The 16163-nt window shown below is 67.7% G+C and carries 11 protein-coding genes; 6 read left to right on the top strand and 5 right to left on the bottom strand.

Annotated features, from left to right (window positions below):
* Positions 1 to 63: 63 nt before the first annotated feature.
* Together ACF8LI_RS26700 and ACF8LI_RS26695 are read right to left on the bottom strand one after the other, a co-directional pair.
* Positions 64 to 792, bottom strand: coding sequence for an OmpA family protein (locus ACF8LI_RS26700; protein ID WP_016449372.1), 729 nt, complete (start codon positions 790 to 792; stop codon positions 64 to 66).
* 145 nt (positions 793 to 937) lie between these two features.
* Positions 938 to 1108, bottom strand: coding sequence for a hypothetical protein (locus tag ACF8LI_RS26695; RefSeq protein WP_016449371.1), 171 nt, complete (start codon positions 1106 to 1108; stop codon positions 938 to 940).
* Here ACF8LI_RS26695 and ACF8LI_RS26690 point away from each other — a divergent pair.
* The gene (locus ACF8LI_RS26690; RefSeq protein ID WP_392414558.1) at positions 1107 to 2291 is read left to right on the top strand and encodes a murein transglycosylase A; all 1185 of its coding nucleotides are present in this window, start codon (positions 1107 to 1109) and stop codon (positions 2289 to 2291) included. The genes ACF8LI_RS26695 and ACF8LI_RS26690 overlap by 2 nt on opposite strands.
* Positions 2292 to 2498: 207 nt before the next feature.
* Here ACF8LI_RS26690 and ACF8LI_RS26685 read toward each other — a convergent pair whose 3' ends face one another.
* Together ACF8LI_RS26685 and ACF8LI_RS26680 are read right to left on the bottom strand one after the other, a co-directional pair.
* A complete protein-coding gene (locus ACF8LI_RS26685; protein WP_374006324.1) occupies positions 2499 to 4259 on the bottom strand; it encodes an MFS transporter in 1761 nt (586 codons plus the stop codon).
* Positions 4260 to 4418: 159 nt separating this feature from the next.
* Positions 4419 to 4922 carry an Lrp/AsnC family transcriptional regulator gene (locus tag ACF8LI_RS26680; RefSeq protein WP_016449368.1) on the bottom strand — a complete coding sequence of 168 codons (504 nt, stop codon included), beginning with the start codon at positions 4920 to 4922 and terminating at the stop codon, positions 4419 to 4421.
* A 188-nt stretch (positions 4923 to 5110) separates the two neighbouring features.
* Between ACF8LI_RS26680 and ACF8LI_RS26675 the strand changes: the two genes are divergently transcribed.
* The 5 genes from ACF8LI_RS26675 (at position 5111) to ACF8LI_RS26655 (ending at position 14798) form a co-directional block, all read left to right on the top strand.
* Entirely contained in the window at positions 5111 to 8692 is a 3582-nt protein-coding gene (locus ACF8LI_RS26675; protein WP_047328048.1) for an indolepyruvate ferredoxin oxidoreductase family protein, read from the top strand.
* A gap of 332 nt (positions 8693 to 9024) precedes the next feature.
* Positions 9025 to 9360 (top strand): preprotein translocase subunit YajC, encoded by a 336-nt coding sequence (gene yajC / locus ACF8LI_RS26670; protein WP_016449366.1) that lies wholly within the window; start codon positions 9025 to 9027, stop codon positions 9358 to 9360.
* A gap of 91 nt (positions 9361 to 9451) precedes the next feature.
* Positions 9452 to 11374 (top strand): protein translocase subunit SecD, encoded by a 1923-nt coding sequence (gene secD, locus ACF8LI_RS26665; protein WP_016454252.1) that lies wholly within the window; start codon positions 9452 to 9454, stop codon positions 11372 to 11374.
* Positions 11375 to 11387: 13 nt separating this feature from the next.
* On the top strand, positions 11388 to 12338 hold the full coding sequence (gene secF, locus ACF8LI_RS26660) for a protein translocase subunit SecF (protein WP_017404054.1): 951 nt from the start codon (positions 11388 to 11390) through the stop codon (positions 12336 to 12338).
* A 39-nt stretch (positions 12339 to 12377) separates the two neighbouring features.
* Positions 12378 to 14798 (top strand): DUF1631 family protein, encoded by a 2421-nt coding sequence (locus tag ACF8LI_RS26655; protein ID WP_392414557.1) that lies wholly within the window; start codon positions 12378 to 12380, stop codon positions 14796 to 14798.
* A 143-nt stretch (positions 14799 to 14941) separates the two neighbouring features.
* Here the strand turns inward: ACF8LI_RS26655 and dprA are convergent, their stop codons facing one another.
* Complete coding sequence (gene dprA / locus ACF8LI_RS26650; RefSeq protein WP_392414556.1) at positions 14942 to 16147, bottom strand: DNA-processing protein DprA; 1206 nt, start codon at positions 16145 to 16147, stop codon at positions 14942 to 14944.
* Positions 16148 to 16163: the final 16 nt, after the last annotated feature.

Genomic DNA, 16163 nt, shown 5'->3' with positions numbered 1-16163 from the left:
CGGTGCCCGCCCACGCAAAAACGCCCCGCGTTGCGGGGCGTTGCATCTGGCACAGAGCCCGGGTCAGCGGGGCTGCTGGTACTGGGGCTGGTATTGCGGCTGCTGGTACTGCGGCTGCTGTTGATACTGGGGCTGCTGCTGGTGCTGCTGCGGGATCTCGCCCACGAAGATTTCCACGCGGCGGTTCATGGCACGGCCGCTGGCCGAGTCGTTGGAAGCCACGGGCTGGTGCGAGCCACGGCCTTCGGTGGCGATGCGGGCGCCCGAGACGCCTCGCATGGTCAGGTAGTTGCGCGTGCTGTTGGCGCGGTCCAGCGACAGCGGGTTGTTGATGGCATCCGAGCCGGTGCTGTCGGTGTGGCCGATGATGCGCACCTCGGCATTGGGGTTGTTGCGCAGGCCCTCGGCGAAGCGGTCCAGGATGGGAGCGAAGTTGCCCTTGATGTCGGAACGGTTGGTATCGAACGAGATGTCGCTGGGAATGTCGAGCTTGAGCTGGTTGTCAGCCGTCTGGCTCACGTTCACGCCCGTACCCTGGGTGGCCTGCTCCATCTCGCGCTTTTGCTTTTCCATGTTCTGCGACCAGATGTAGGTGCCCAGTGCGCCCACGCCAGCGCCGATCACGGCACCCGTGCCGGCCCTGCCGCCGGTGACGGCGCCCAGCACGGCGCCGGCTGCAGCGCCCACGCCAGCGCCCGTGGCCGTGCGGCGCTGGGTGTCGCTCATGTTCGCGCAGCCGGAGATGAACAGTGCGGCCGCCGTTGCGGCGGCCAGAACGATGTGCTTGCGCATTGGAAACTCCTTTTGAATCTTGGGAACGCACCGTGCGGTAGCGCCAGGGTCCCCATTGTGGAAAGCAGGCTGCGCACAGCCTATCAGTGCGGGCAGGGCATACCCGTAGGACGGCGCCCGCTCCGCGAGGCCGCCTCCACGGCCGTCACGGGCCGCTGCGATCCTGCCCGGGAGAGGGTTTGTCTGGAGACGGATGCGAATCCCGTGGCGTGTCCACGGGCAACTCGCCCTTGCGGCGTCCGGAGAACATGGTCCACCACACAATAGCGACCAGAATCACCAAGGCCAGCAGTGCTTCGAGCAAAATCAACCCCATGAATTTCCACCTCCTGCGCCATGCCGCGATGGCGCTGATTGTAGGGACGCTGGTCGCCTGCACGACCACCACCAAGCCGGTCTACGACCCCTCGCCCGTACCCGATCTGCAGCCGGGCGGCTCTCCCGCCGTCACGCCCAGGCCCCCGCTGGTCACCAACACGCCCACCAAGAGCCGCTGGATCGCGGCCGACTGGAGCGAATTGCCCGGCCTGCAGGAGGACGCGCTGCACGAGGCCTGGAATGCCTGGCTCAAGAACTGCGAACGACCCAGTTCGGTCTTCGCAGGCCTGTGCCGCGATGTGCGCCAGCTGAGCATCGCCACGGGCGACGAGCAGCGCGCCTGGCTCATGGCCAATCTGCAACCCTACCGCATCGAGGCGCTGGGCGGCGGCCCGGACGGCATGCTGACCGCCTACTACGAGCCGCTTTTCGAGGCGCGGCGCCTGCCCGGCGACGGATTCAACGTGCCGCTGTACAAGACGCCGGCCGGCGCCGGCTTCGGCAGCCGCAAGCCCTGGTTCTCGCGCCAGCAGATCGAGACCCTGCCAGAGGCCCAGGCGGCCCTGGCAGGCCGCGCCATCGCCTGGCTGCGCGACCCCGTCGATGCGATGGTGCTGCACATCCAGGGATCGGGGCGCCTGAACATCACCGAGCCTACAGGCGCGCAACGCACGATCCGCGTCGCCTTTGCGGGCACCAATGACCAGCCCTACAAGAGCGTGGGCCGCTGGCTGCTGGACCAGGGACTGGTGCGCGACGCCACCTGGCCCGGCATCAGCGCCTGGGTGGCCGCCAACCCCGGCCGCGTCAATGAAATGCTGTGGAGCAACCCGCGCTACGTCTTCTTCCGCGAGGAGCCGCTGGAAGGCCTGGACCTGCAGTTCGGCCCCAAGGGCGCCCAGGGCGTGGCCCTGACGCCAGGCCGCTCCATCGCCGTGGACAAGCAGAGCATCCCCTACGGCACACCGGTCTGGCTGTCCACATCCGGGCCCACCGTGGCCCTGAACCGCCTGGTATTCGCCCAGGACACCGGCAGCGCCATCGTCGGCGCCGTGCGTGCCGACTACTTCATGGGCTGGGGCCCCGAAGCCGGCGACCTGGCCGGCCGCATCAAGCAGAACCTGCGCCTGTGGGCCTTCTGGCCGCGCAGCCTTGCCAGCCAGGCGCCGCACTTGAGGTGACCCCCTGAGCGGCTACGCCGCTTCCCGCTTTGGGGTGCGCCGGTTTTATCCTTTGCGCCAAGGCTCGCCCCGCATGGCACAAGACCAGCGCAGACACACCTCTATCCACCGTCCCACGCTCTGGCGCGGCCCAACGCCAGGGGCGCCAAGCAAGAGCCGCCTCGCGGCGAGGGCGCCGTCCCCCTCAGGGGGAAGGCGCGCAGCGCCTCAGGGGGTATCAAAATACCTCGTGACGCGCGGCGGTTCCTTGCCCTTGTGATACGCCAGCTTGCGGTCGCGCAGCGCCACGTCGGCGGCGGTGACGCGGTCGAAGCGGCGAAGGTGCTCGGTCCATGACTCGTCGATGATCTGCTCCACGTAGCGCTCCGGGTGGCTCATGCTGTGCAGCAGGCTCCAGCCCAGCGCGCCCTGGCGCATGCGGCTGCGGCGGCTTTCCTGCATGAGGGCGCGGAAGGCCTCGGCCTGGGTGGGGTCGATCTGGTACTCGATGGTGACGACCACGCGGCCGGCTTCCGGGATGTTGACCTCGGGGCGCTGGAAGGCCTTGGAGGGGCTCAGGTCCTCCTCGATCTGGCGGTCGCGCACCAGGCGCTGCACCAGCAGCATGCAGGCCACGCCGCTGGCGGCCGCCACCATGAGGCTGCCGCGCACGCCCACCATGCTGGCCACCTGTCCCCAGAGCGCGGCGCCTGCCGCCGTGCCGCCCATGATGGACATCTGGTAGATGGACATGCCGCGCGCCCGCACCCAGTTGGGCAGGGCCATCTGGGCCGAAACGCCCAGCACGTTGGCCGTGGAGATCAGCGCCATGCCGGCAAGCATCATGGCCGGCACCGCCATGTAGACATTGGGCGACAGGGCCACGGCCAGCGTGGCCAGCGCATGCACGGCAGAGCCCGACCGAATCAGCCTTTCCTTGGACATGGCCTGGCGCAGGCGCGGCAGGAACATGGCGCCCACGATGGCGCCCGCCCCCATGGAGGCCAGCAGCAGCGTGAAGGTCTCGGCGCCGCCCCCGCCCTCGGTCGGGCCGTGCAGGCGCTGTGCCACCAGGGGCAGCAGGGCCATCACCGCCGTGCACTGCAGGAAGAAACACACCGTGCGCGCCAGCACCGCATGCATGCGCGGCGACTCGCGCACGAACTGCAGGCCCACGCGCATGGCCGAGGGCAGGCGCTCGCGGCCCAGCGGGTTGGCCACGTGGCGGCGCTTCCAGCGGATCAGCACGATGCCCGAGATGACGGACAGCACGGCATTGAGCACGAACACCCAGGCACTGCCCAGGCTGGCGATGATGGCGCCCGCCACCAGGGGTCCGATGATGCGCGAGGCGTTCATGGCCACCGCGTTCAGCGCCATGGCCGAGGGCAGGTGGTGCTTGGGCACGAGTTCGGGAATCAGCGCCGAGAACACCGGCCAGCGCATGGCCAGGCCGATGCCGTTGGCAAAGGTCAGCACCAGCAGCCAGTGCGCCGTCATCCGGCCCGAGAGCACGAACAGGCACAGCACCAGGGCCACGGCCGCCACCCAGAACTGGGTAACGATGAAGTAGCGGCGCCGGTCCAGGATGTCGGCCAGCGCGCCGCTGGGCAGGCCCAGCAGGAAGACGGGCAGCGTGGAGGCCGATTGCACCAGGGCCACGAGCACGGGCGAGGTGGTCAGCGAGGTCATGAGCCAGGCCGCCGCCACATCGTTCATCCACATGCAGGTATTGGCCGCCATCCAGATCAGCCAGAGCATGCGGAAGGTGGGGCCGGACAGCGGCGCCCAGACGCCCTGCTGGGCCTGGGCCGTCTTCTGGCCTTCGGCCTCGGCGGCCGCCCTGTCGGCAGCGGCCATGCCGGACGGGTCCTCGAGCAGGGTGCCCGGCGCCCCCGCGCCCGAGGGCTCGGCCGGGGGCTGGGTGGAAGGCTCGGTTTCTGAGGCGGGTGGCTGGGCGGGGTCTGGTGTTGATTGTTCTGCGGCCATGTGTCCCGATTCTCGGGCCAAACGCAGGGTGGCGCCAGAAATGGTTGCCTTACTAATAACCACGATCACCACCTTGTACGACAACCGTTTTTCGCTCCTGTTACAGGAGCACACTGTCGCTTCGGCGCGACCTTCATAGGCCAGTCCGCCGGCCTGCGGCTACTGGCCAGGCAGTCCCTGGCCCGCCATGGGTCCCAGCTGGGACAGCGGCAGCGCATGGCTGGACTTGATCTCGCCCAGCGAGAAACTGGTCTGCATGTCCTTCACGTTGGGCAGGTTCAGCAGCGTGTTGCGCGCGAACTGCGCAAAGCTGTCCAGATCGCGCGCCACCACCTGCAGCTCGAAGGTGCCGGTGCCGCTGATGTAGTGGCAGGTGACCACCTCGGGCAGCTTGCGGATGGCGTCCTCCATCTCCAGCGTCAGCGTGCCGGCCGTGCGCACGGCATCGAGCCGCACGAAGGCCAGCACGCCCAGGCCGATCTTGTGGCGGTCGATGTCGGCGTGGTAGCCGCGGATGAAGCCCGCTTCTTCCAGCGCCCGCACGCGGCGCCAGCACGGCGCGGCCGACAGGCCCACGCGCTGGGCCAGCTCGGCATTGGTCAAGCGTGCGTCGGCCTGCAGGTGGCCGAGGATGGCAATGTCGAATTTGTCCAAAGTTTGCACAAAACACCGTTTTCAAGAAAGATCCTTGCTCAGGATACTTGAAACAGCGCAAAGAAAGCAAAGACCTATCAGACGAGCACGAATACACTGAAAAAAGGCGATTTGGTTCAGACAACGAGTGCCGTGCATGCCTCCTTCCCGTTCCGGGCAGGACATGACAGGGCGCCGACCATCGATGGAGACAAGCCATGAATGCCCCACTGCCCGAAGACGTGCGCCGCGCCCTGGAGACGGTCACTCTTGACGACAAATACGCTCTGCAGCACGGCCGTGCGTTCATGAGCGGAGTCCAGGCCCTTGTGCGCCTGCCCATGCTGCAGCGCCAGCGCGACGCTGCAGCGGGCCTGAATACCGCAGGCTTCATCAGCGGCTACCGGGGCTCCCCGCTGGGCGGCTATGACCAGGCGCTATGGGCGGCGAAAAAGCACCTCGAATCCAACAACATCGTCTTCCAGCCCGGCGTCAATGAAGAGCTGGGCGCCACGGCCGTCTGGGGCACGCAGCAACTGGATCTCTATCCCGAGACCAAGAAGTTCGACGGCGTCTTCGGCCTGTGGTACGGCAAGGGCCCGGGCGTGGACCGATGCTCCGACGTGTTCAAGCACGCCAACATGGCGGGCACGGCCCGGCATGGCGGCGTGATCGCGCTGGCCGGCGACGACCACATCAGCAAGAGCAGCACGGCCGCCCACCAGAGCGACCACATCTTCAAGGCCTGCGGCACGCCGGTGTTCTTTCCCAGCAATGTGCAGGACATCCTGGACATGGGCCTGCATGCCTTTGCCATGAGCCGCTTCTCGGGCCTGTGGTCGGGCATGAAGACCATCCAGGAGGTGGTCGAGTCCTCGGCCAGCGTGTCGGTGGAGCCAGACCGCGTGAACATCATCCTGCCCGAGGACTTCCAGATGCCGCCCGGCGGCCTGCACATCCGCTGGCCCGATGCGCCGCTGGAGCAGGAGCAGCGGCTGATGAACTACAAGTGGTATGCGGCCCTGGCCTATGTGCGCGCCAACCGGCTCAACCACAACGTGATCGAGGGCCCCAACGACCGCTTCGGCCTGATCGCCAGCGGAAAGGCCTACAACGACATGCGCCAGGCCCTGGCCGACCTGGGCCTGGACGACGACACCTGCCGCCAGCTGGGCATACGCGTGCACAAGGTCAACGTGGTCTGGCCGCTGGAGGCCACCATCACGCGCGACTTCGCGCGCGGCCTGCAGGAAATCCTGGTGGTGGAGGAAAAGCGCCAGGTCATCGAATACCAGATCAAGGAAGAGCTGTACAACTGGCGCTCCGACGTGCGGCCCAACGTGGTCGGCAAGTTCAGCGACGAACACGGCGGCGAATGGTCGGTGCCCAATCCCAGCCAGGATTGGCTGCTGCGCCCCAATGCGGACCTGACGCCGGCCCTCATCGCGCGCGCCATCGTCCAGCGCCTGACCAAGATCGGCGTGCCCGAACACATCGCCCAGCGCATGCACGAGCGCATTGCCGTGCTGGACGCCCGCGAGGCCGCGCTCAAGGTGGCCCAGAGCCAGCCCACGGGCGACCGCGTGCCATGGTTTTGCAGCGGCTGCCCGCACAACACCAGCACCCGCGTGCCCGAGGGCAGCCGCGCCGTGGCCGGCATCGGCTGCCACTACATGACGGTGTGGATGGACCGCTCCACCAGCACCTTCACGCAGATGGGCGGCGAGGGCGTGACCTGGGTGGGCCAGGCGCCCTTCACCAAGGACGCCCATGTCTTTGCCAACCTGGGCGACGGCACCTACTTCCACAGCGGCCTGCTGGCGATACGCCAGAGCATCGCGGCCGGCGTGAACATCACCTACAAGCTGCTGTACAACGACGCCGTGGCCATGACGGGCGGCCAGCGCGTGGGCGAGCGGCCCGAGGGCCATTCGGTGCTGCAGATCATGAACAGCCTCAAGTCCGAGGGCGTGGCCAAACTGGTCATCGTCACCGACGAGCCCGCCAAGTACGACGGCGTGGCGCTGGCCGAGGGCGTGACCGTGCACCACCGCGACGAGCTGGACCGCATCCAGCGCGAGTTCCGCACCCTCAAGGGCTGCACGGCCATCATCTACGACCAGACCTGCGCCACCGAAAAGCGCCGCCGCCGCAAACGCGGCACGCTGGCCACGCCCGACAAGACCGTGGTCATCAACGAGCTGGTCTGCGAGGGCTGCGGCGACTGCTCGGTGCAGTCCAACTGCCTGTCGGTCGAGCCGGTGGAGACCGAGTTCGGCCGCAAGCGCCGCATCAACCAGAACACCTGCAACAAGGACTACTCCTGCGTGAAGGGCTTTTGCCCCAGCTTCGTCACCATCGAAGGCGGCCAGCTCAAGAAGCCCAAGAAGGAGAAAAAGGGCGACCTGTCCATGCTGCCCGCCATCCCGGAGCCCGTGCTGCCGGTGGCCGAGCAGGCCTGGGGCATCGTCGTGGCCGGCGTCGGCGGCACGGGGGTGATCACCATCGGCTCGCTGCTGGGCATGGCGGCCCACCTGGAGGGCAAGGGCGTGATCACCCAGGATGCGGCCGGCCTGGCGCAAAAGGGCGGCTCCACCTGGAGCCACATCCAGATCGCAAACCGCCCCGAAGCCATCTACACCACCAAGGTGGACATGGCCAAGGCCGATCTGGTGATCGGCTGCGACCCCATCGTCACGGCCACGCCGACCACCATGTCCGTGATGCAGCCGGGCCGCACCTTCGTGGCGCTCAACAGCCACGGCTCGCCCACGGCAGCCTTCGTCACCAACCCTGACTGGCAGGCACCGGACGACCGCTGCGCCAGCGCCCTGGCCCAGGCCGTGGGCCCCGAGCTGCTGGGCAGCTTCGACGCCGAGCAGGTGGCCGTGCAGCTGCTGGGCGACAGCATCTACACCAACCCGCTGATCCTGGGCTACGCCTGGCAAAAGGGCCGCGTGCCGCTGTCGCATGCGGCGCTGATGCGTGCCATCGAACTCAACGGCGTGCAGGCCGACAACAACAAGGCCGCCTTCGAGTGGGGCCGCCGCTGCGCCCATGACCTGGCTGCCGTGCGCGCCCTGTTCCAGACGGCCCAGGTGATCCAGTTCGTCAAGAAGCCTTCGCTGACCGAGATGGTGGCCAAGCGCGTGGACTTCCTCACGGCCTACCAGAACGCCGCCTATGCGGCCGAGTACCAGGCCTTCGTGGACAAGGTCCATGCCGCCGAGCGCGCCGTGGCGGGCTCGGGTACGCGCCTGTCGCAAGCCGTGGCCCGCTATCTGTTCAAACTCATGGCCTACAAGGATGAGTACGAGGTCGCGCGCCTGCACACCGATGCGGCCTTCAGCCAGCGCATCGCCAGCATGTTCGAGGGCGACTACCGCGTGGTCCACCACCTGGCGCCGCCGTCGTCGGCCGCCAAGGACGAGCAGGGCCATCTGGTCAAGAAGTCCTACGGTCCCTGGATGCGCAAGGCCATGCAGGTGCTGGCGAAGATGAAGGGCCTGCGCGGCACGGCGCTGGACCCCTTCGGCCGCACGCAGGAGCGCCGCACCGAGCGCGCACTGATCCAGGAATACCGCCAGTGCATAGAAGGACTGCTGTCCGAGCTCACGCCCGAGCGCCTGGCGCTGGCCGTGGAGATCGCCAGCATTCCCGAGGACATCCGCGGCTACGGCCACGTCAAGGAGCGCAACCTGGCTGCGGCCCGCACCAAGTGGAAGGCGCTGATGGCACGCTGGAACGCCCCGTCACGGGGTGCGGGCAGCACGGGACAGCCCGCAGTCGGCGTGGCCTGAAACCACACGGACAGCCCCGCCACAGGGGTGTCCTGTAAGATCGCGGCCGCCGCCCGTACCGTGAGGTGCGGGCGGCGCGGTTGCCTCCGGGGCCGCTTCAAGTGCCGTCACGCCGGGCGCAAAAACCACGAAAAACCGCGCTCCGCCCCTTTAAAAACGGCAGATGGCCGCCAGTTGCAGCCATCGTCGCCGAAAAACCCGCAGCAGCCAGATCCTGGCAGCCCATGTGGGTCAGGGCTGACGCATACAATGCTCCGTTCTCCTGCGCGGGCCCGTGCATATCGGCGTGCGCAGCGACCCTTTTTCGACCTTCCAATCCTGGAGTCTTGCCCGTGTTTATTTCTTCCGCTTTTGCCCAGACCGCACCCGCAGCAGCAGCCTCCGGTGGCGACTTCATGTCGCAGTTGATGGGCATGGCGCCTCTGGCGCTGATGTTCGTGGTGCTGTACTTCGTGATGATCCGTCCGCAGATGAAGCGCCAGAAGGAGCATCGCTCCATGATCGAGGCACTGGCCAAGGGTGACGAAGTGGCAACGGCCGGCGGCATCATCGGCCGCGTGACGCGCATGTCCGAGCAATTCCTGCACATCGAGATCGCCTCGGGTGTGGAAGTCCAGATCCAGCGCAGCGCTGTCGTCCAGGTGCTGCCCAAGGACACGCTGAAGTAAGCGCTGTCCCTGTCTTGCGGGTGTGCGGACCGCGCAGGCGGCAGCACACCCTTTTGTGCGTTGCTGTCTACAAAGAGCGAAGAGCGCGATCATGAACCGATATCCGGTCTGGAAGTACGCGATCATCGTGATCGCGCTGCTGGTAGGGGTGCTCTACACCCTGCCCAATTTTTTCGGTGAGGCGCCTGCGGTGCAGGTCTCCTCGGCCAAGGCCACCATCAAGGTGGACAACGCCGTGCTGCAGAAAGTCGAAGAGGCCTTGAAGGCTGCCGATGTCAAGCCCGACGTCCTGTCCATCGAAGGCACCTCGGTGCGCGCGCGCTTCAACACGCCCGACGAGCAGCTCAAGGCCAAGGACGTGATCCAGAAGGCCCTGATCCCCGATGCCAACGACCCGGCCTACATCGTGGCCCTGAACCTGGTGTCGCGCTCGCCGCAATGGCTCACGGCCGTCGGCGCCAAGCCCATGTACCTGGGGCTGGATCTGCGCGGTGGCGTGCACTTCATGCTGCAGGTGGACATGGCCGCCGCCCTGACCAAGAAGGCCGACTCCTTTGCCGGCGACCTGCGCAGCTCGCTGCGCGACAAGAACATCCGCCACGGCGGCGTCTCGCGCAACGGCAACACCGTCGAGATCCGCGTGCGCGACGAAGCCATGCTCACGGCCGCGCGCAACCTGGTCTCCGACCAGTTCCCCGATCTGGCGGCCACCTCCGAGCCGGATGGCGCAGGCTTCAAGCTGCTGGCCTCCATCAAGCCCGAAGCCCTGCGCAAGGTGCAGGAGCAGGCGCTCAAGCAGAACATCGTCACCCTGCACAACCGTATCAACGAGCTGGGCGTGGCCGAGCCCGTGATCCAGCAGCAGGGCCTGGACCGCATCATCGTGCAACTGCCCGGCGTGCAGGACACGGCCAAGGCCAAGGACATCCTGGGCCGCACGGCCACGCTGGAAGTGCGCCTGGTCGACGAATCCTCCGAGGCGCGCGGCGCCGAACTGGGTTCGGGCCCCGTGCCCTTCGGCTCCGAGCGATACCTGGACCGCAACGCCCAGGCCGTGATCGTGCAAAAGCAGGTCGTGCTGACCGGCGAGAACCTCACCGACGCACAGCCCGGCTTCGACAGCCAGACCCAGGAGCCCACGGTCAACCTGGTGCTGGATGCCAAGGGCGCACGCATCTTCAAGGACATCACGCGCGAGAACGTGGGCAAGCGCATGGCCATCATCCTGTTCGAAAAGGGCAAGGGCGAGGTCGTGACGGCTCCCGTGATCCGCACCGAGATCGGCGGCGGACGCGTGCAGATCTCGGGCCGCATGACCACGGCGGAAGCCAACGACACGGCCCTGCTGCTGCGCGCCGGCTCGCTGGCCGCGCCCATGGAGATCATCGAGGAATACACCATCGGCCCCAGCCTGGGCGCCGACAACATCAACCGCGGCATCCACTCCGTGGTCTGGGGCCTGGTGGCCATCGCGGCCTTCATGTGCGTGTACTACCTGCTGTTCGGCGTGATCTCCACGGTGGCGCTGTCGGTCAACGTGCTGCTGCTGCTGGCCATCCTGTCCATGCTGCAGGCCACGCTGACCCTGCCCGGCATCGCCGCCATGGCGCTGGCGCTGGGCGTGGCCATCGACTCCAACGTGCTGATCAACGAGCGCATCCGCGAGGAACTGCGCGGCGGCGCGTCGCCGCAGGCGGCCATCCATGCGGGCTACGAGAACGCCTGGCACACCATCCTGGACTCGAACGTGACCACGCTGATCGCGGGCCTGGCGCTGCTGGCCTTCGGCTCCGGCCCGGTGCGCGGCTTCGCCGTGGTGCACTGCATCGGCATCCTGACCAGCATGTTCTCGGCCGTGTTCTTCTCGCGCGGCCTGGTCAACCTCTGGTACGGCCGCCGCAAGAAGCTCAAGAGCATTTCCATCGGCCAGGTCTGGAAGCCTGAAGACACCAGCCAGCTGCGCTCGGTGACGGCCAAGGGATCCAGCGTCGCCGATTCCGGCGCCAACAACTGAAAGGGGGAAGACCATGGAGTTCTTCCGCATCCGCAAAGACATCCCCTTCATGAAGTACGCGTTGATCCTCAACGCGGTGTCCTTCATCACCTTCGCGCTGGCCGTGTTCTTCCTGCTCACCCGCGGCCTGCACCTGTCCGTGGAATTCACGGGCGGCACCGTGATGGAGGTGGCCTATACCCAGCCCGCCAACATTGCCAAGGTGCGCGACACGGTCGCCGGCCTCGGCTACGCCGATGTCACGGTGCAGAACTTCGGCACATCGCGCGACGTGATGATCCGCCTGCCCGTGCAAAAGGACGTGACCTCGGCCCAGCAAAGCGAGCAAGTACTCACGGCACTCAAGAAGGAAGACGCCGAAGTCACGCTGCGCCGCACCGAGTTCGTGGGCCCGCAGGTGGGTGACGAGCTCATGCACAACGGCCTGATGGCCCTGGGCTTCGTGGTGCTGGGCATCGTGATCTACCTGGCCATGCGCTTCGAGTGGAAGTTCGGCGTGGCCGCCGTGATCGCCAACCTGCACGACGTGATCATCATCCTGGGCTTCTTCGCGTTCTTCCAATGGGAGTTCTCGCTGTCGGTGCTGGCCGGCGTGCTGGCCGTGCTGGGCTACTCGGTCAACGAGTCGGTCGTGATCTTCGACCGTATCCGCGAAGCCTTCCGCAAGTTCCGCAAGCTCAGCACCACCGAGGTGATCGACCACGCCATCACCAGCACCATGAGCCGCACCATCATCACCCACGCCTCCACCGAGGCCATGGTGCTGTCCATGTTCTTCTTCGGCGGTCCCAGCCTGCACTACTTCGCGCTGGCGCTGACCATCGGCATCCTGTTCGGCATCTATTCCTCAGTCTTCGTGGCCGCCGCCATCGCCATGTGGCTGGGCGTCAAGCGCGAGGATCTGATCAAGGCGCCCAAGGCTTCCTCGGACCCCAACGACCCCAACGCCGGCGCCACCGTGTAAGCGGATGTTTTAGCCCTGGACCGGCTTACACTCCCGGGCATGCCCTCCCTGCCCCACCCTTCCAACGCGCCTGCTGGCCCCCAGTCCTCCCTGGGCCAGCAGGCGCGTTTGCATTGGGTGCGAGGACTGTGCAAGGGCCTGCCCGGCGTGGCTCAGCAGCTGCTGGCGCAGATGGAGCAACAGGCCCAGGCCGTGGGCACGCAGCGCGAAATGCAGGAACGGCGTGAAGCCTGGGGCAACTACCGCCAGCACCAGAACGCCTGGCTGAACGCCAGCATGCAGGCCCTGCAAGGCGCGCTGCAGCCGGCCAAAGCCGCGCCTGCCGCCGTGCCGCAGCGCGGCGCGCTGCAGTTCGAGTTGCTCAGCGACGATGTGGTGGAGAACAAGATCCTGGCCTCCCGCATGGCCCTGGCCATGGGAGAGACCGCAGCGCCGGCCTTCGACACGCTGCGTCTGCGCATGCAGTTCATCGAGGGCCGCGAGCTGCCCTCGGACGACATCCTGCGTACCGAAACCGTGTGCCGGCACCTGGTCGAGCAATGGCTGGCCACGGGCCTGCAGCGCGGTGATCTGCAGCGCGTGCTGGACCTGCTGCAGACGGCCCTGGCGCCCGTGCTGGTGACCGAGTACCAGGCCGCCCATGTGCTGCTGGACGGCCAGGGCGTCACCCGCTCGCAGGACGTGGCCATGCGCGTGCGGCGCACCGAGGCAGGCAACTCCACGCGCGCCATGGGCCTGGGCCAGACCGCCGCGCCACCTGCTGCGGCCTCGCAGCATGCCACTGCATCACAGCATTCCTCGGCCTATGCGCCCACGCAGATGGGCGGCGTGCCCGGCGCTGCCGCCTACCCGCCTGACGCCGCCGCGCCCCATGGCCAGATGCCGGCGATGCCCGCCATGCCCGTAGGCCTGACAACCCTTTCGCGCGCACGCCACCGCGCCCAGGAAGTCGTGGGCCAGTTGCGCCGCCTGCTCATGCAGCCGGGCGTGGGCGTGCAGGGCCTGGTGCCCGGTGTGGGCGCAGGCATGCCCCAGGCGCCCGCATCGGCCGCGCTGACCCAGGCCTTGCTGGAGCAGCGCGTGGTGGCCCAGACGCAGTACCAGCAGATGCTGGCCCAGGGCCTGACCACGCTGCACATCGATGTCAGCCCGGCTGCCATCGGCCAGTTGGTCGGGCAGGTGCGCGAACGTTCGGCCGACCTCAAGCGCAAGGCCACCACCTCGGGCGAAAAGGCCACCATCGAGATCGTGGCCCTGATGTTCCAGGCCATCCTGACCGAGGACCGCATCCCGCCCTCGGTGCGCGTCTGGTTTGCCCGGCTGCAGGTGCCCGTGCTGCGCGTGGCACTGGCCGAGCCGGAATTCTTCAGCAACCTGCGCCATCCGGCCCGGCTGCTGATCGATCGCCTGGGCTCCTGCGTGATGGGATTCGACGCCTCCAGCATCAGCGGCAGCGCGCTGGAGTCCGAGATCCGGCGCATCGTCCAGGTCATCGAGCAATACCCCGAAACGGGCCAGAAAGTGTTCGTGCTGGTGCTGCGCGAGTTCGAGGATTTCCTGGCGCGCTACCTGACCCAGTCGCAGGACAAGGCCAAGATCGTCACCGTGGCCCAGCAGGTGGAGCAAAAGGAAACCCTGGCCATCCAATACACGATCGAGCTGCGCCACCTGCTCACCGACATGCCGGTGCGCAAGGAGATCCGCGAGTTCCTGTTCAAGACCTGGACCGAGGTGCTGGCCCTGGCCGCCGTGCGCCACGGCGCCAAGGACGCGCGCACCATGCGCTTCAAGCAGGCCGCCAGCGAACTGGTCTGGGCCGCCAGCGCCAAGCCCACGCGCCAGGAACGCTCGCGCGTGATCCAGACGCTGCCGACGCTTTTGCAGACCCTGCGCGAAGGACTGGCCCTGATCGGTGTCACGGGCGACGCCCAGTCCACGCGCATCAAGCTGGTCACCGACACGCTGGCCGAGGCCTTTGTCTCCAAGACCGCGACCATCGCCCCGGCCCGCATTGAGGCCATGGCGCAGCGGCTGGCCCATCTGGAGCAGTACATCAATGAAGACGGCATGCTCGACGAGGACATGCCGCTGTCGCCCGAGAACATCGAGATGATCCTGGGCGTGGACACTGCCGGCCTCAACGTCATCCCGAGCACGAACACGGCCGTGGAGCCGGTGATGCTGGAATGGGCGGCCTCTCTGGAGACGGGCCGCTGGTTCACCCTGGACCACAACGGCGCGCGCATCCAGGTGCAATACACCTGGCGCAGCCGCCGCAAGCAACTGCACCTGTTCGCCGCGCTCGATGGCACCTGCCACCTGCTGCAGCTGCGGCGCATGGCCTCCTACCTGCAGTCCGGCCTGCTGGCCGTGCATGATGAGGAGGCGCTCACCGTGCGCGCGACGCGGGATGCGCTGCAGAAGATTCAGGCGAACCCTGAAAGGCTAAGCTCCCCCTGAGGCGCTACGCGCCTTCCCCCCGGGGCACGGCGCCTCTCTACCCGCTTCGCGGGGGAGGGGGACGATGCCATCGGCTAGGCGCCCCCACCGCGAGGCGGCTCTTGCTCGGCATCTCCCGCTTGGGGACGCGCCAGTTTTTGAGATCAGGCCTGGGCCAGGCGCTGGAACAGGCCGCCGGGCAGGCGTTCCACGCGGCCTTCCAGTTCCAGCTCCAGCAGGCGGGCCTGCAGGGCTGCGGCGTCCATGCCTGTGCGGTCCATGAGCTCGTCCAGCGACAGCGGGTCGTGGGCCAGGGCGCGCAGGGTGGCGTCGCTCTCAGGGTCCTGGGCGGACTGGACAGCTACCGCTGCCGATACAGGCTTGGGAAGCGGCAGGCGCGCGGCCGTGCCCTGCAGCTCATCGAGCACGTCCTGCGCCGTTTCCACGAGCTTGGCGCCCTGGCGCAACAGCGCATGGCAGCCGCGCGACTGGGGCGCGTGGATGGAGCCAGGAATGGCAAAGACTTCGCGGCCCTGTTCGCTGGCCAGCCTGGCCGTGATCAGCGAGCCCGACTGCAGGGCCGCCTCGACCACCAGCGTGCCCTGGGACAGGCCCGCGATGATGCGGTTGCGCTGTGGAAAGTGCGCGGCCATGGGGCCGGTGCCCAGCGGATATTCGCTGACGATCAGCCCGTGGCTGGCCACTTCGCGGGCCAGGGCGGCATGGCGCCGCGGGTAGACCTGGTCCAGGCCCGTGCCGACGACGGCAATGGTGACGGGAGCACCCAGTCCGCCCAGGCGTGGCGCCGCGCGCAGCGCGCCTTCATGGGCCGCGCCATCCACGCCTTGCGCCAGTCCGGAGACGATGCACAGGCCGGCCTCGGCCAGCGCCTGCGCCATGGCACGCGCGTTGGCCGCGCCCTGGACCGTCGGCCCGCGGCTGCCGACCATGGCCAGGGACTGTGGATAGGGGAACCAGGGGCCAGAACCTGTCATGCAGCGCTCGCTGCCCTGCACATGCAGCAGCAGCGGCGGATCTTCGGTCTGCAGCAGCGCCTGCGGATACTGGGGATGGCCCAGCACGAGCACGGCGTGCAATTGACCGGACGCGGGCTTGTCCAGCCATTGCGCCGTGGCCGCTACAAGCTGGTCCAGGCGCTGGGGCACCGTCTGCAGGGCATGGGACTGTGCGGCGGTCACCAGTCCGTGCCAGGCGGCCGGCGGGCCGCTCCAGATGTCCTGCGCACCACCGCAGGCCGCCAACAGACGCCGGGCCGTGGTGCGGCCCACACCGGGCGTCAGCAGCAGCCGGAGCCAGGCAAAGAGTTCGTCAGGAGCCAACCGGTCCGTGGACTGCAGGGCGGCCGCCATGGCGCTGCCGGCAGGC

Source organism: Delftia sp. WSY_12 (assembly GCF_043104645.1).
GTDB classification, from domain to species: domain Bacteria; phylum Pseudomonadota; class Gammaproteobacteria; order Burkholderiales; family Burkholderiaceae_C; genus Comamonas; species Comamonas tsuruhatensis.
The sequence above is the reverse complement of the archived record's forward strand: the minus strand, read 5'-3'. Positions and strand labels throughout refer to the sequence as shown.

What these genes read in the sequence shown, in the direction of transcription:
- ACF8LI_RS26655 (WP_392414557.1), top strand. Translation starts at nt 12,378, where the DNA reads ATGCCCTCCCTGCCCCACCCTTCCAACGCGCCTGCTGGCCCCCAGTCC.
- ACF8LI_RS26695 (WP_016449371.1), bottom strand. Translation starts at nt 1,108, where the DNA reads ATGGGGTTGATTTTGCTCGAAGCACTGCTGGCCTTGGTGATTCTGGTC.
- ACF8LI_RS26690 (WP_392414558.1), top strand. Translation starts at nt 1,107, where the DNA reads ATGAATTTCCACCTCCTGCGCCATGCCGCGATGGCGCTGATTGTAGGG.
- ACF8LI_RS26700 (WP_016449372.1), bottom strand. Translation starts at nt 792, where the DNA reads ATGCGCAAGCACATCGTTCTGGCCGCCGCAACGGCGGCCGCACTGTTC.
- secD (WP_016454252.1), top strand. Translation starts at nt 9,452, where the DNA reads ATGAACCGATATCCGGTCTGGAAGTACGCGATCATCGTGATCGCGCTG.
- secF (WP_017404054.1), top strand. Translation starts at nt 11,388, where the DNA reads ATGGAGTTCTTCCGCATCCGCAAAGACATCCCCTTCATGAAGTACGCG.
- dprA (WP_392414556.1), bottom strand. Translation starts at nt 16,147, where the DNA reads ATGGCGGCCGCCCTGCAGTCCACGGACCGGTTGGCTCCTGACGAACTC.
- ACF8LI_RS26685 (WP_374006324.1), bottom strand. Translation starts at nt 4,259, where the DNA reads ATGGCCGCAGAACAATCAACACCAGACCCCGCCCAGCCACCCGCCTCA.
- ACF8LI_RS26675 (WP_047328048.1), top strand. Translation starts at nt 5,111, where the DNA reads ATGAATGCCCCACTGCCCGAAGACGTGCGCCGCGCCCTGGAGACGGTC.